Source organism: Evansella sp. AB-rgal1, from assembly GCF_041820985.1.
GTDB lineage: Bacteria > Bacillota > Bacilli > Bacillales > Salisediminibacteriaceae > Evansella.
The window spans coordinates 45,946-60,884 of the sequence record NZ_JBGUAU010000022.1; the positions used below are offsets into that span (position 1 = coordinate 45,946).

At 34.8% G+C, this 14,939-nt stretch carries 15 protein-coding genes and 1 riboswitch; of the genes, 13 read left to right on the plus strand and 2 right to left on the minus strand.

Features of this window, described 5'->3' with window-relative positions:
• Positions 1-430: 430 nt before the first annotated feature.
• Positions 431-808 (minus strand): DUF1761 domain-containing protein, encoded by a 378-nt coding sequence (locus tag ACERII_RS17765; RefSeq protein WP_373644105.1) that lies wholly within the window; start codon positions 806-808, stop codon positions 431-433.
• Between the two features lie 235 nt (positions 809-1,043).
• A riboswitch (cyclic di-AMP (ydaO/yuaA leader) is annotated at positions 1,044-1,192 on the plus strand.
• A 229-nt stretch (positions 1,193-1,421) separates the two neighbouring features.
• On the opposite strand from ACERII_RS17765, the gene ACERII_RS17770 reads away from it, so the two are divergent.
• From ACERII_RS17770 to ACERII_RS17820, 11 genes are all read left to right on the plus strand, one after another.
• Entirely contained in the window at positions 1,422-2,663 is a 1,242-nt protein-coding gene (locus tag ACERII_RS17770) for a dicarboxylate/amino acid:cation symporter (protein WP_373644106.1), read from the plus strand.
• Between the two features lie 265 nt (positions 2,664-2,928).
• The gene (locus ACERII_RS17775) at positions 2,929-3,420 is read left to right on the plus strand and encodes a flavodoxin domain-containing protein (protein ID WP_373644108.1); all 492 of its coding nucleotides are present in this window, start codon (positions 2,929-2,931) and stop codon (positions 3,418-3,420) included.
• Positions 3,421-4,149: 729 nt separating this feature from the next.
• Positions 4,150-4,296, plus strand: coding sequence for a hypothetical protein (locus ACERII_RS17780; RefSeq protein ID WP_373644109.1), 147 nt, complete (start codon positions 4,150-4,152; stop codon positions 4,294-4,296).
• Between the two features lie 185 nt (positions 4,297-4,481).
• On the plus strand, positions 4,482-5,201 hold the full coding sequence (locus ACERII_RS17785; RefSeq protein ID WP_373644110.1) for a GNAT family N-acetyltransferase: 720 nt from the start codon (positions 4,482-4,484) through the stop codon (positions 5,199-5,201).
• A gap of 77 nt (positions 5,202-5,278) precedes the next feature.
• Positions 5,279-6,457 carry an RNA-guided endonuclease TnpB family protein gene (locus tag ACERII_RS17790; protein ID WP_373644111.1) on the plus strand — a complete coding sequence of 393 codons (1,179 nt, stop codon included), beginning with the start codon at positions 5,279-5,281 and terminating at the stop codon, positions 6,455-6,457.
• Positions 6,458-6,637: 180 nt separating this feature from the next.
• Positions 6,638-7,456, plus strand: a complete 819-nt coding sequence (locus tag ACERII_RS17795) for a glycine betaine ABC transporter substrate-binding protein (protein WP_373644112.1) — start codon at positions 6,638-6,640, stop codon at positions 7,454-7,456.
• A 263-nt stretch (positions 7,457-7,719) separates the two neighbouring features.
• The gene (locus ACERII_RS17800; RefSeq protein WP_373644113.1) at positions 7,720-8,898 is read left to right on the plus strand and encodes a DUF4317 domain-containing protein; all 1,179 of its coding nucleotides are present in this window, start codon (positions 7,720-7,722) and stop codon (positions 8,896-8,898) included.
• Positions 8,899-9,201: 303 nt separating this feature from the next.
• On the plus strand, positions 9,202-9,414 hold the full coding sequence (locus tag ACERII_RS17805; protein WP_373644114.1) for a helix-turn-helix transcriptional regulator: 213 nt from the start codon (positions 9,202-9,204) through the stop codon (positions 9,412-9,414).
• Entirely contained in the window at positions 9,407-10,153 is a 747-nt protein-coding gene (locus ACERII_RS17810; protein ID WP_373644115.1) for a hypothetical protein, read from the plus strand. The genes ACERII_RS17805 and ACERII_RS17810 overlap by 8 nt, the downstream gene beginning before the upstream one ends.
• 88 nt (positions 10,154-10,241) lie before the next feature.
• A complete protein-coding gene (locus ACERII_RS17815; RefSeq protein WP_373644116.1) occupies positions 10,242-10,685 on the plus strand; it encodes a GNAT family N-acetyltransferase in 444 nt (147 codons plus the stop codon).
• Positions 10,686-11,421: 736 nt separating this feature from the next.
• Positions 11,422-12,654, plus strand: a complete 1,233-nt coding sequence (locus tag ACERII_RS17820) for an ABC transporter permease (RefSeq protein WP_373644117.1) — start codon at positions 11,422-11,424, stop codon at positions 12,652-12,654.
• Positions 12,655-12,836: 182 nt separating this feature from the next.
• On the opposite strand, the gene ACERII_RS17825 is transcribed toward ACERII_RS17820, so the two are convergent.
• A complete protein-coding gene (locus ACERII_RS17825; protein WP_373644118.1) occupies positions 12,837-12,965 on the minus strand; it encodes a hypothetical protein in 129 nt (42 codons plus the stop codon).
• Between the two features lie 386 nt (positions 12,966-13,351).
• Here ACERII_RS17825 and ACERII_RS17830 point away from each other — a divergent pair, with 386 nt between their 5' ends.
• Both ACERII_RS17830 and ACERII_RS17835 read left to right on the plus strand, forming a co-directional pair.
• Positions 13,352-14,263: a hypothetical protein gene (locus tag ACERII_RS17830; RefSeq protein ID WP_373644119.1), complete on the plus strand. Its 912-nt coding sequence runs from the start codon at positions 13,352-13,354 to the stop codon at positions 14,261-14,263.
• A 35-nt stretch (positions 14,264-14,298) separates the two neighbouring features.
• A complete protein-coding gene (locus ACERII_RS17835; RefSeq protein WP_373644120.1) occupies positions 14,299-14,934 on the plus strand; it encodes a DUF4129 domain-containing protein in 636 nt (211 codons plus the stop codon).
• Positions 14,935-14,939 lie beyond the last annotated feature (5 nt).

Here is a 14,939-nt window from a genome sequence, read left to right on the forward strand (position 1 = left end):
GCAGAGCTGGAGCCAGGATGGCGACATTGCGCCGTTGCCCACAGGACGTGGGCTGCTCTTAGGCCAATTGGAGGAGGCTCGCCAGCTCCCCACAGGAACGCGAGCAGGTTGGAGCGAATGGAATACAAACCAACAAAGTTATAATACTTGATAGCACGTATTTTCAGGGATAGACCTCCTTGCAAGGGAAAATTTGCACCATGGAGATGAAAATACGTTATTAGGGTTTTAGTAACATCAACTATATATGGAATGAGCGCAGGTCCACGAACTCCGGTGGGAAGCAGAGTAGAGGCGAGACACCGCAGCGACGGAGTCGTGAGGAGGCTCGGCAACTCCCCACTGGAAAGGAGTGGACTGAAGCGAATGGAATAACTACCAACAAAGTTAGTATCACTCGATATTCTGATACACGTATTTTCAGTGTAGCCTATATAAAAAACATCATAACAATACCAATAATTGTTAAGGCGATGATATGGTAACCCACAGCAATAAAGTAGACCACCACTTGCTTTTTGCTACTAGATCCTAATCCGAAAATAAAGTCCTTCGCATAAGCAAGGGAGACGATGAACCCTACTCCTGCTCCCAATAAAGCGCCATCAAGTAACGTTTCCGCTTGTGAAAGTTGAAGTATAATGAAAAAAACAAAGGTGGTAAGAACAGTAACCAATGTTAACAATCCATAGTTTGGTTGTTCAGGTTTAATATTTAATTCCTCCACCCACCTATTTCCCAGGATGGAATAGTATATCATCCCACTCGCCATATAAATGATAACTCCTAAAATAACTGCAAAGATCATAAATCTCCCTACTTTCGTATCAAATTACTATTGCATTTTTAAAAATATATCTGATTAAATAACAACAGTACAAGTATAGACTATTTATCTTACTGATAGTATTTTTTACAACAAAATTATTACTGAGTGCTTTTTAAAAAGAAAATAGAGTTATGTTATTATCTCTTAAGTAAATTTTTTAAAAAATAATGTCGATTATTGACGAGGACGTTTGTATATAGTAATATAAATCTAGTTTCATAGACAGCTTAATCCTATGCAGGAGCGGGGGAACCGACTTTCAAGTGTGGCCTATGGCCATAGGGGTGAATCCTTTTTTAGGTAGGGTGATTTCTATACACCCGAATCCGACAGCTAACCTCGTAAGCTATTATAGAACCAGCTAAGTTTATTAAAGCCATGACTGAGTTCTCTCTTTCGTGGTTTTTTTCTGTGGAAAAGTTTAACTCAGTAAAGTGATAAAGCGAGAAGGCGAAGCCCTAGTTTTCAAAGTCTTCGTGTAAAAAAGATATAATTGGTGAACTCGTTGCAATCGTAATGTTCAAAGTGAGAGAAGAACTCCTTACAACACGGACGAAATGCAGCATGACATAAAAAAAGGAGGATTACATTCATGAAACGAAACAACAATCTTACAAAAAAAATTATTATTGCACTGATTCTAGGTATTATCGCTGGTTTTCTATTGAATTTGTTCGCATCTGGTGTGTTTTCTGTTGTGGATCAGTATCTACTATATCCAGTAGGTCAGCTATTTTTAAATCTGATTAAAATGCTAGTGGTACCATTAGTGTTTATCACCATTACACTAGGTGTTGCTGCTCTAGGAGATCCAAAAAAACTTGGAAGAATTGGGCTAAAGACAATAGGATATTTCTTAGTAACCACGACAGTAGCGATCACTATTGCTTTAGGAGTAGCCACTTTAATCCAACCCGGTGCAAATGGAAACTTCGATACGGAAAATGCTCATTATGAGCCAAGGGAAGCACCACCAGTGGTGGATACGATCTTAAATATTATCCCAACAAACCCAATTGACTCTATGTCTAGTGGAAATATGCTACAAATCATTGCATTTGCCGTATTTTTCGGGTTAGGAATCGCTGTGCTTGGGGAGAAAACGAAGCTTGTCTATCAACTTGTGGAACAAACAAATCATATTATGATGTACCTTGTTAACCTCGTGATGGTCTTGGCCCCATATGGTGCGTTTGCGTTAATTGCATCTGCTATTGGAAAACTAGGGTGGGAAGCCTTTGAGGTGATGGGGCTCTACTTTATCGCAGTAATGATCGCGCTCGTTATTCATACAATAGTAACGTATGGTACAGCAGTTTCATTGCTAGGAAAAATGAATCCAATCAAGTTTTTCAAAGGATTTGCACCAGCAATGTCTGTAGCCTTTAGTACATCAAGCAGTAGTGCTACACTTCCAGTCTCCATGGAAACAGCACAGAAAAACTTGAATGTACCGAAATCAATTAGTAGTTTTGTTCAACCACTTGGTGCAACAGTTAACATGGATGGAACGGCAATTATGCAAGGGGTAGCTGTTGTCTTTATCGCGCAAGTGTTTGCAGTAGACTTAACAATGAATCAAATCTTAGTTGTTGTTTTAACCGCAGTTCTTGCAAGTATTGGTACTGCCGGAGTTCCTGGTGTAGGCTTAATAATGCTTGCTATGGTATTAACATCAGTAGGTTTACCTGTAGAAGGAATTGCCCTGATTATTGGTGTGGACCGACTTCTTGATATGACGAGAACAGCTGTTAATATCACAGGAGATGCATCCTGCGCAATTGTAGTTGCAGAATCTGAAAAGAAGCACGGCCTAGATAATATTACTGGATAATTAACAAAAAGGTGTCTCATCTATCTTTTGAATAAGGTAGATGGAGACATCTTTTTTTATAAAGGTTACCCTGAAAATACAAGTATCCTACTATCTGTAATTACTAACTCTGTTGGTTTGTGTTCCAATCGCTTCAGCCGTCTATACTCTAGCAGATATTGTTCATAAAACATACACATTTTTCGTTACTATCATTAAAATTATTTAGAATAATGCTAGTATAATATAATTGGAAAATATTTCTTCGGAAAAGGTGGTGGTCTTTATGAAAACTGCTATAATTTATGCAACTTCGAGAGGAACGACGGAGAAAGCGGCTAATCTATTAATGGATCAGTTACATGGAAAGGGAACTCTTATTAATTTGAAAAAAGCTAGTTCGATTAATCTCTCTGACTACGATTCTGTAATTTTAGGGAGCTCTATTCATGCTGGTATGGTTCAAGGGAAAATGAGAAAATTTATAAAAGCCAATGAGCAGGAATTACTATCAAAAAAACTAGGGTTATTCATATGTTGTATGTTAGATGGAGAAAAAGCTCTGTCACAATTAGAATTGGCCTTTCCTGAACAAATGAGAAAGCAGGCACTTGCGAGCGGAATATTTGGTGGAGAGTTTGATTTTTCTAAAATGAACTTTTTGGAGAAATTTATTGTCAAAAGAGTAGACGGAAATGCAACGGATATGTCTACTTTGAGTGAGGAAGAGATTGAAAAGTTTGCTCGTAAGTTTAACGGTGGTATGTTTGTAGCTTAATAAAATGGCTTTGTTAAACGTTGAATTTGATACTCATCCTCATCCAAAAAGGCTTCACAATGGCATGTAACGGGTTTACTTCAGAGGTGCAAACTTGCCATTCGCAAGCAAAATAACATGCGATTTCACAGTAGAAATCACATGTGATTTTTTGTTGTTATATCGGTGTTTTATCGTTAAATAGAGATGAAATCACAAAGTAATTCACACACCTCTTCAAATAGGGGGAAATGAATCTTTCTTCTTGTGAGTTGGATGTGATTTGCCATGCGAACTCTAATGAGAAAGAGAAGGATTTGGATATTTATGTTAAAATAGAAGGGAGTAATATACGGAATTTGTGAAATGACTTAATCGAACGGAGAGGTTTCGCACAATAAGGTTTTAGATGGTGAATAAATTTGGAAGCTCTATTTAATTTCAGTTTAGGTGTTATTTTCTTATTAGTTGGTATATTTGCATTTATACAAAATCCTCGAAAATACTCATTTATAATAAGATTTATGATTATATTCGTAGGAATAGGATTTATTTTGAACACAATCCTGAAAGTTGTTGGACTAGTATCGTAATCATAAGGGTTTTCATTAAATTAGTTACATAACTAAGGGAGAAGCGTTAGTGGATCAAACAGGCGTTGTCGAACTGGAAAATAATACAAAAATTAAGATAAAGTTTACTGAAGAGTTATTTATTTAACGTCGATAAAAAAAGGGAGTAATAAATATTATGAAAACATTACTTTTAGGTATTTCAATAATATTATTTGGTATATCATTCATACTTGTATCAAGTGGTTCACCAGTTACAGTCGGATTTTTTATTTCAGCTATCGGTCTTATTGTTTCTTTTTGGGGATGGAAATACGGTGCTTAATATGTCACTAACGGGAATCGTTAGTTAAATTGCGAGTTGCAAAGTTGCAGCTCTTTTTTTGTTTCTACAAACTGGAAAATGATGTTAAACTAATGGAGAAGGATGGATCAATAAGTAAATGTGATTTTTTATTGAACGAACGAAGCAGGTTAATACAATAAGAAAGAATAAAGGGAGAACAAATTATGAATGGAATACTGAACCAACTAAAAGAAGTTGGAGTGCATAGTATAATAAGCGACAAACAAATTATCTTGGAAATTTTAGAAGATAACTTGAATCAAGCGAACCAAATCGATGGTTTTATAAATGAACTTCTAACTAAAACGGAAAACAGTATATTTAAAAAAGTGTTGCTAGAGTGTCCTATAATTCACTTAGAACGATTAAATTACACAAGGAATAAGATGAAGATTAAAGGTGAGAGAGTAATATATAAAAGGTCTTTAAGAAAGCCAATAAATATTGGGATATCAACTTACGAATTATGGTCAATTACAGAGAAGGAATCAGTTTCATTTTTATCTGAAGTAATGAATCGGAATATGGATGATACAGAGAAATTTTTAATAAGTATGGAAACTGAACTGCCTTCAGAAGTACAGAGAATGTTCACCGTCTATATAGTTAAAAATGAACCTGTTGGAGTGGTCTTTCCTCACCTTGAACCAGATAAGGATAAAGAAGGAAGAATTTTTTGGATAGGAACTCATCCAAAATTCCGAGGAACAGGTCTGGGCAAGAACCTACATCTAATAGGGCTATATAGGTTGCAAAATGATTTCAAAGCAAAGTCTTATTTGGGTGCTACCCAAATTGATAATAATTCTATGAGAAAAATAATGATATCCAATGGTTGTGTTGAAAACAAAACTACAGTTATTTCATTAGAACATTCTAGTTAGCGATATTGTGAATAGTTTGACTTAAGCTAACGGAGAGCGTTAGTAAAATTTCGAGTTGCAATGTTGCAGCTCTTTTTATGCAACATACGTACAAACAAAATATAGACGCATTCACGAGTCAAAAAATAGCTACAAGATCATTCAAGGCTTTTGAAAAGGTACTATATAAGCAAGCAAAGCGAGTACACTTTAAAAAGTTTGGCGAACTAGAGTCCGTCGAAGGGAAATCCAATTCAACGGGCATTCGATACAGAGGTGGGAATGTTTTTTGGAACGGTCTGGTCTTGCGGACCGTGATAAAGAAAAATGACGAGTATGCGAAGTCTGCATTGAAAAATAAAGTGAAATTTGTGAGAGTGAAACGAGAATGGAGTAAAGACAACTATGTATACTACGTACAACTCATTTTGGAAGGTGTTCCTCCGGAGAAATCCAATCCCAGTGAAACGAAGCAAACAGATTGTATTGGTAAACGAGTTGGTATTGATATAGGAATATCAACGGTGGCGGTTTGTTCTGAAAACAAAGTCATATTAACAGAGTTGGCACCAAATGTTTTGGAGATAAGTAAAAAAATAAGAAATATTCAACGTGCGATGGATCGAAGTAAAAGAGCGATGAATCCTTTGAAATACAAAGAGGACGGCACCATTGACTCAAGTAATAAGGATAGATGGATCTTTTCGAAACGATACCAAAAAAAGAAAAACCAAGCAAAAGAATGGCAGAGACGAAATAAAGCCAAAAGAAAGCAGGATCACGAACTACTTGCCAATGAAATACTATCTCTAAGTGATGTCCTATTTGTGGAGACGATGAGTTTCAAAGCACTTCAAAGAAGGGCGAAAGAAACGGAAATAAATAAAAATGGGAAGTGTAAGAAAAAGAAACGATTCGGGAAAACCATTGGTCATCGTGCACCTTCGTTGTTGCTTCAAATCATCCATCGAAAACTAACATACAAGAACAAAAGACTAAACAAGGTAAATACAACGCGAATAAAAGCAAGTCAATACAACCATATAACGGATACATACGAGAAGAAGAAACTGCATCAACGTTGGAATGATTTTGGTGATTTTCAGATTCAACGTGATCTATACTCTGCCTTTTTGCTGATGAACTGTAAAGAAAACGGAGAAGAAATAGAGAAGAGTTTGTGTGAACAAGGTTTTCCTACATTCAAAATACTGCATGATGTAGAGATACAGAGAGTAAAGAAGATGAAAACACCACCCATTAGTATGGGTGTCTAAAGAGTTCATTCGGTTTAGATACGAGCCGAAACAACCGTTAATAGAAACAGAGGTTTCTTTGGTTGTAGAAGTCTAATTGAACATACATGAGTTCCTTTATGTTGTAACTAGAAGAGTTCTAGTGCTTCCAGAGAGTATGGGAGAAGTGTGTAAGTAAATTAGAACCCCGCTCCTTTAGGTGTGGGAGTATCAGTAAGTGCTTGTAGCACGGATGATTCAAAAGGAACGATTGTATTTGGGGAAACATCTTGGACAAGTACAGAAGCACCTACGAGAATTGCTATGCAAATTCTTGAAGAAGCGGGTTATGAGGTGGAGGTTACGTTACTCGATCAACCAGTAATCTTTCAAGGTTTAGGAGATAAGGAATTGCATTTCTTTATGGATGCTTGGCTTCCATACACAGAGGAAGCACTTTGGGCAGAATATGAAGATACGTTACAATTGGTAGCGACTAGCTATGAAAATGTTCCTTTAGGTTGGGTAGTATCAAGCTATGTGGAGGGAAATAGTATTGCAGAATTAGCTGGAAAAGCTTCTGAATATGACGGAGAAATAGTTACGATCGGTGAAGGTGCAGGAATTGTAGAACTTTCGAAAAATGTGTTAGAAGATCCTAATTACGACTTAGACGGATTTGAACTAGTTCCCACAAGTGAGGCTGCTATGTTAAGTGTGCTAGAAACAAAGATTAACCGAGAAGAACCATTTATTATTACGGGATGGCGTCCACACTCCATGTTCTCTCGACACGACCTAAAGTTTTTAGAGGATCCAAATGGTCACTTTAACTACGATAACGTATATGTACTTTCCTACCAAGGTTTAGAGGAAGAGTATCCAGAGGCGTTTGAAATTATGTCTCGTTGGAGTATAGAAGTGGAAGATTTAGAAGCAATGATGTATGAGTACGAACATAACAATGTTCCATTTGAAGAATCTGCAACACAATGGATCGAGAATAACCGTGAAAAAGTAGATCAAATGCTAGGGAAATAATAGAAGGAAAAAACATAGAGCAGTTAGAATAGGGGGAATCCTTACTCTTTCTGCTCTTTGTACGTATATTTGTTCGTAGTTTATCAATCTAAAGCAAACATTTCCTGAGTTATCATTCCAATACTATGTTAAAATATAAGAATAATTTAGTGAGTGGAGAGTAAATCAATGAGCAGAATGATTTCCTCTCCACTTTCTATGTAGAAGTTAGAATTAATAGGAAACGAAACTACAGTGAGATTTTTATAGGAGTGAAAAAGAGAGTGAACAAAAAAGACATAGCAAATATTCGAAAACAATTTAAAGTAGATAATGATTTACTGAAAATCCACGATATTTTTAACGTATATATAATGAAGGAAACTAGTGAAATTTATCATCATCAAAGCCAACCTTTCGAACTTCTTGAGCAAGACCAAAAAGAGATTTTTATGAATAGCTTTAAAAAATTATTAAGTGGCAATTTGGATGAAAAGTTATTTGAGTTAAGATTTAAGCGTGATGTAGAAGACAGCAGCCAGCTTATTTTGCATCAAGGATTATTAAGTAGCGATGTAGAGGGATGGAAAGAACAAATGCTTCGCATCGTTGATAAAATGCTAAAGGATCGTCAATTCGAAATGGATATCGTTGTTACGTTTATCCGCGGCGAATATCTTAAACCGGTGAAGGCTCGAAATGATGAGACAGAAGAAAGTGATCGAGATGCAGTTTATAATCATTCCTTTATTTTAGGTAGTATTAATAAAACACAAGAGCCGAAAAAAGAACTATTATTTGATTATGTAGAGAGACAGTTTAAGTATAATATTGTTGTGGATCCAATTATTAATCTTACTGTACCGGTGGGGGGATTTCTCTTCCCTTGTTTTACAGATAACTCAGCAGATGTGAACCACGTTCTCTATTCGTCAGGAAAAGCATATGAGCTGGATTATCAGTTCATAGAAGATGTGCTCAATGGTGAGGATACCATGACTGCTCAAGATGACAAGATAGTGTTTGAGGAAATTGTAAAGGATGTAACGGGTGGAAAACTAAATACTGCTACTCTATCGAATGTGTATGAAGAAATTAACCGTGTTATTGAAGAAAATGAAGAGGAAGAGATGCCGAAACTGAACTACAAAGATGTAGAACGTGTGTTAAAGGTAAGTGGGGTAAAAGATGTAGATACGGAAAAAGTAGAAGCGGCTTTCCAGAAAGTTATTGATGACGATAAATATGAGTTTAAAGCTAGCAGTGTTATACCGAAATATAACTCTAAATCTATTAAAATCGATACAAAAGTGGCTAAGATTTCCATTAGTCCACAAGATTTACGATATGTAAAACAGATTAATTTTTATGGAAAACGATACCTTATGATTGAAGTAGAGGAAGATACGGTGATTGAAGGGTTCACGATGATTCCAGAAGCGTTTGATGGAAGTGGGGAGTAGTAAAGAGTGGGGAGATGTAAAGGAAAGGATTAAGGTTAATTCTAAGTATCACTTTAGCCTTGATGTTACCAATTATCATGGGAGGTACTGCTCATAGAAAAGGGTTTTAATAACTTTAAGGGTGCTCTTTCCTATGGAATAATTTAAATAGGCACACTAAAAAGCACCGCATTCATTTGCGGTGCTTTTTTTAGTAATTGATTGGTGTTTAATTAATTATGTTAATAATACTTGACTAAATGTTAACTATACTTTACATTATGTATAGAAAAGTTAACGTGCAGTGTTGGAAAGGAGTTAAAGATGCTTCGAAATCGAGTGAAGGAATTAAGAGCTAGGCATGGTTTTTCTCAAACAGAGCTAGCGAATCGAGTTGGAGTCACAAGGCAAACAATTGGTTTTATTGAGAAAGGCGAATTTTCACCATCAATTACATTATCTTTGCGAATATCGAAAGAACTACAAATAAAAGTTGATGAATTATTCTGGTTGGAAGGGGAGGATTTTAATGAGTAATAAAGACTTTCGTGTACAGGTTCCACTATGGAACATTGCATTGTGGATTGTATTGATGATTTGGACTTATGGGGTTGCTCATGCGGTAGATATGATAATTAGTGATTTTGAAGGGGTATATGTAGTCTCAGATAACGGTCTCCAAATAAATTGGCATGTTCCAGGAATGCTGTCCATTATCATCGGTACATTCTTGTTATTAGTATTCTTTGCTACTTACTTCCTAAAAATAAGACGCTATAACGAGAAAAACCCAAATAATAAGGTAGGCACCTTCACTTTCATAAAGCCAGGGGAATTTTTAGAAGATGACGAAATGCTTCGTCAAGTAACTGAAAGCGCAACTAAAAAGGTATACATTTTATACTCTCAGGCATTACCGTTGCTTATATTCTTCATTGTGATTTTTCCACTTGAACGCTATGTATATGTAGTGATGATAATCTTGTTATTAATTGTTCATAATGCTTTGTATTACCTTGAGATTAGAAGATTCTTATCTGGTGACTATAACCTAAGCACTAAAAGGAAATCCAGAAACAACAGGCTCCAAAAAGTATTCACCGTATTTTTAATACTTGCGTTTATTCTTGCTATTGCTATTCCAATTGGTCGAATCATACAGATTGAAATCAACCACAGTGAAACTTTACAAGAATTCGAGGCTTGTATTAAAGAAGGAAGAACAGCGACAATGGAGTACGAGGAGAATGGTTTTGCATCTGTTGAATGTGAGTGAAAATAATAATTGAGTTAGAGAAGAAAGCTATATAATGTAGAAGGTTAAGGGGTTTTAATAATACATTTAGCGATAAGGAGAATTTACCTTGGAGTTTAAACTATTAGAAAAAAATGATGTAACTAAATGTACGGAAATATTTATTGAAGTATTCAATGATGAGCCTTGGAATGATGAATGGACATTTACAAAGGCTAAAAAATATTTACTGAGTTTTTACCAGACACCTGGATTTTTAGGCGTTTTAGCTGTAGAAAACGACGAAATTCTAGGCTTTATTTTAGGAGTAAATAGAGTATGGTGGAGCGGAGATGAGTTCTTTATTAATGAAATGTGTGTAAAAACACAATATCAAAATAAGGGTATTGGAAGAGCGATGTTAAATCATTTAATAAAAGAGCTTCATAGCAGTAATATAAGTAACATTATACTTCTCACAGATAGAGGTATACCAGCCGAAGAATTTTATAAGAAAAATGGTTTTGAAGAAATAGAAAGAATCATTTTCTTGCATAAGAACATCAAACTATAGTTATAGAGGTAGATTCATTTTTATTAGATAAGAAAAGACAAATGTTAGAATTCATAAAACCAATTATTGATATAAAACTAACTCAAATTGTGAAAGAATGTACTTCAACTAACTGGAAGGGTTAGCACAAGAAGCTGTCGCTGCTCTTATAGAAGAAACGGGGAGCATTCCTGTAATTAAAGAAATTTATATTTTGTAGAGTAATTTGAAACACATTTTTATTTGTTTCGTCTATTCTTTTAAGCGGGAAGAAGTGAATTGAAAACCACGCTTTCTATTGGAGATTATTGGGTGCATTTTATTTCAAAACATAAACACACTTGGGAACTCAGGAGTAAAGTAGAGTAATGAAATATTATTTATTGCTGAACATTATTCGGTACAAAATTGGTTATAAAAAGGGCAAGCTTGTTAAACAAACCGGTGTTGTCGATGTGGTGCGATCGGGGAGCATGCTTCAGTAAGTATATGTGATTATTATCGAACGTAGCAGTTTAATTAAACAAGAAAAGTCTATATTCTTCTTAGTAATTAAATTCTTTTTTGTAATAACCCTTTTAAACAATTATGGTAAATTATGTTAATGATAATAAAGATTGATAGCAATGTACTTCAACTAATGTAAGCAGATTTGTGGAAGAACTTTAAGATAATGATTCACATTAGGAAATGAATACAAAGTAAAGCAATTAATACATTGCACTGAGTAAGGATAGATGAAATAGTTGATGCTTCTATGTTTTTAAAAAAAGTTCATGAAAGTATGGGTATATTTATGGATATAAAAACATTATGGAATTTAAGGGTTCAGGAATTTTATAGAAAAATATTCAGGTACTATTCAATAATTGGTGCGAATGTTGTTTATTTTTTTCTGGTCATTGGTAGTATCTTTATTTATTATTTTAATTTATTTCTTCAGTGGATACCTCCTCAGATATCTGTTGAAGTAATTTTATCCCTATTTATTACTATCTTTTTGATGCAAACGAACGTTCGTACTTTTGTTAAAAGCCCAGATATATTATTTTTGTTGGCATTAGAAGTGAAATTAAAGTCGTATTTTATTAAATCACTTGTATATAGCTTTGTTATTGATGTTATTAAGTTGCTTAGTTTAATTACCGTTTTATTATCCCTATTTGTACACGGAACTAATATAAATTTTCCCATCTTTATTTTAATCGGGGGGATTGTTTTTTATAATATTTTAATGAAGTGGACGGAACAATGGTTAGAGAACCGTGTACAATTTGTTTTACATAGGTTAAATAGGGTTTTTTCAATATATTTAATGTGTTATTTTCTGTTTAAAAATGACTGGATTTTTGAACTTGTTTTAATGGGTGTAAATTTCGCCTATTTAATTTATTTTATAGGAAAAAAAAGAAACCTGAATTGGGAGTGGCTAATAGTTGAAGAAGAAACTGCCTTATTGAGAAACTTTAAATTTATTAATATTTTCATGGATGTTCCCAATCTTAAACGTTCTTTTCGGAATAGACGTTTGCTCACTATGATTGTGAAAAGGTGTATCCCATATAGTCAGAGTAGTACATTCGTTTATTTATACTCGCACTTGTTTGTAAGATATAATGATTACTTTTACCTTTCTCTAAGACTAACTGTAATTGGCATATTTGTTAATTATGCTATGCCGACAAGTGGATGGATTTTTACTCTCCTAATTTTATTTGCGACTGGATTTCAAGTGATTCCTTTACAACATGAAATTAAAGAAAGTGTACTACTTTATCCTATTTCTAAAGCCCAGATGAATGATTCTTTCTTAAAGTTTGTCTTGGTTATATTATATGCACAATTTTTTATTCTCTATTTCGCTCAGTTCATTCATACTTCTAATGCTGAAATATATTATCTTGTAATTGGATGTTTATTTGTTTATCTATTTGTATATTTCTTTGTATCAAAGAGAGTGGATGTCTCAGGAAGTGCCTTTAAAGAATAACGTGATATTCAACGCTAACGGGTGCAATCTGTTTTTGTCAATATTATAGTGAGCCATAGTGATCACTTCAAAAGTGAGCCACTTAATATATATTCCACCTCCCAGTAATGGGGAAGGGTGGAAGTTGGAGGAGGAGTGTTGGCCCAGGGAGGGCCAACACTCCTCAAACTTTTCGCGCCGAATTACCCCTCCTCATTTTGCTTCATACTTTGTCTAAATCGATAAGATTCACCCAGCTCATCGATAATGATTACATCAAATTTGAGCCACTTCTTGTCTAAAGAGGTAAGCTTATGCTCATCTTTAGCCATATAGCAATTCCTCCACTAATTCAGCTGCTGTGATAAACTTAACTCTTTAACCATTCTGAATCATTTCGATGCCTAGTCCAGTAGCCAAATGCTACTTTCCTGTGCCACTGGAACCAAGAAATATTATATTTTCTTTCTTATCTACAACCTCTCCTTTGGATATTTTTAATAAAACACGATAATAACAGCAAAAAATGCTAAACAAACTAGCTTACAATTTGTTTAGCGTTTTAGGGTACAATTTGAATGTTTGCGATAGGAAATGGAACTCCTTAGTATTAGATAACATTTTTTTTGCATATTTTTACAAAAGTACAAGTGTAAAATGTTAAAATACTTTGTATGACGAATATTTAGAACAATTTCTATATTATAAGGGGAGCGGTATGAAGCAAGAGTTTAATAAACCAAAAGGATTTGGGGAAATTTTAGACTTAACCTTTTCATTGAGTAAGAAAAACTTTGTCAACTTTTTTAAGATTTTTCTGATTCTCTTAGGACCAATCTTTATTTTGGAAGCGATCATTAGATGGTATGCTGGCGCTAGTTTAGTGAGAGATTTCAGTGAAGGTGCAACTTGGATTGATCAAATAATAGCAAGTTTTGATGATACGGATATCACCGTTGATGGTAATTGGGGTGATGATTTATGGATTGGTGTCGTCAATTTCTTTGGACTTTTTTTATATCCAATTGCCTATGCTGCAATCGTCTTAGCAGTGAACCAGATTAGAAAAGGAGAGGAATTTACGGTTGGTCCAATCATAAAAAAAGCGTTTTTTCGCTTCTGGCCAATCATCGGTAGTAGTATTGTTTATTTTCTCATTTTTCTAGGGTTACTAATTGCTTTTATTGTAGCTATTGCTATTTTTGGCTTTATGAGTATTGTAGCAAATCCTTTTGTCGGTATGTTAATGATTTTCTTACTTGGCATTGGTGCTTTCATTGGAGGTGGTTACCTATTAACTCGTTGGAGCTTTTATCTAGCTTCGGTCGTACTAGAAGATGAATTGGTAGGGATATCTAGAAGCTGGAATTTAACTAGCAATCGTGGATGGATACTTCTTGGTTTATATATTGTTTTCACGTTAATTATTACGATTATTAGTACGGTAGTTGAACTGACATTTGTTGCTCTTTTAGGTTATAGTGTGTTGTTATTTACGATTACTAATGTGGTGTTATTGATAACTACAATGATTTTTTCCGTTGGTTATTCGGTTATGTATTTCGATCTAAAAACAAGACATGACGCCGATGATATAAAAGATATGCTCAATGATTATGAGAATAAGTAACGGCCTATTCCCGTGGGAAAGCAAGGTGATGGTTCATGTCCGATCAAGGAAGGCATCGGCTTGAGGAGATTTTAAATGGAAGTGAATACCAAGTATATTACGATGAGTCACAAGGATTCATAGAAACGTTGTTTATTAGAATACGAGACTGGTTTATAGATGTCCTATCAGAACTTTTTCCGTCTTTGGCAGTCTCGAATGGGGTATCTGGAACGGTGCTTATTCTAGTCATCATTCTGATTCTTGTCGTTTTAGCTGTCGTTCTGGTTAAGGTTGGTCTAAATGTAAAACGTAATCGAACCTTCCGTGAAAATAAGCCGCTTCAAAACATGGATGAGATGAAGTGGTCCTATCAAAAACATATGGAGGAAGCGAAGAAGCAGGAGAATATGAAAGAGTATACTCTAGCTACACGACACATGTTCCTTGCACTCCTGTTATATTTTCATGAGATTAACTGGCTAGAGGCTAAAATTTGGAAAACCAACTGGGAGTACTATGAGGAGCTGAGACAGGTAGACAAAACAGGGGCAGAACTTTTCTTTCAATATGCACTGTTATTTGATCAAGTGACTTATGGTGAAAGAATTGTAGAAAAAGAAGAGTATATGAAATATAGAATAGAAGCAATGAAGTGGTTAAATAACCAACATCAGATTGTAGATAAATAGGAGGT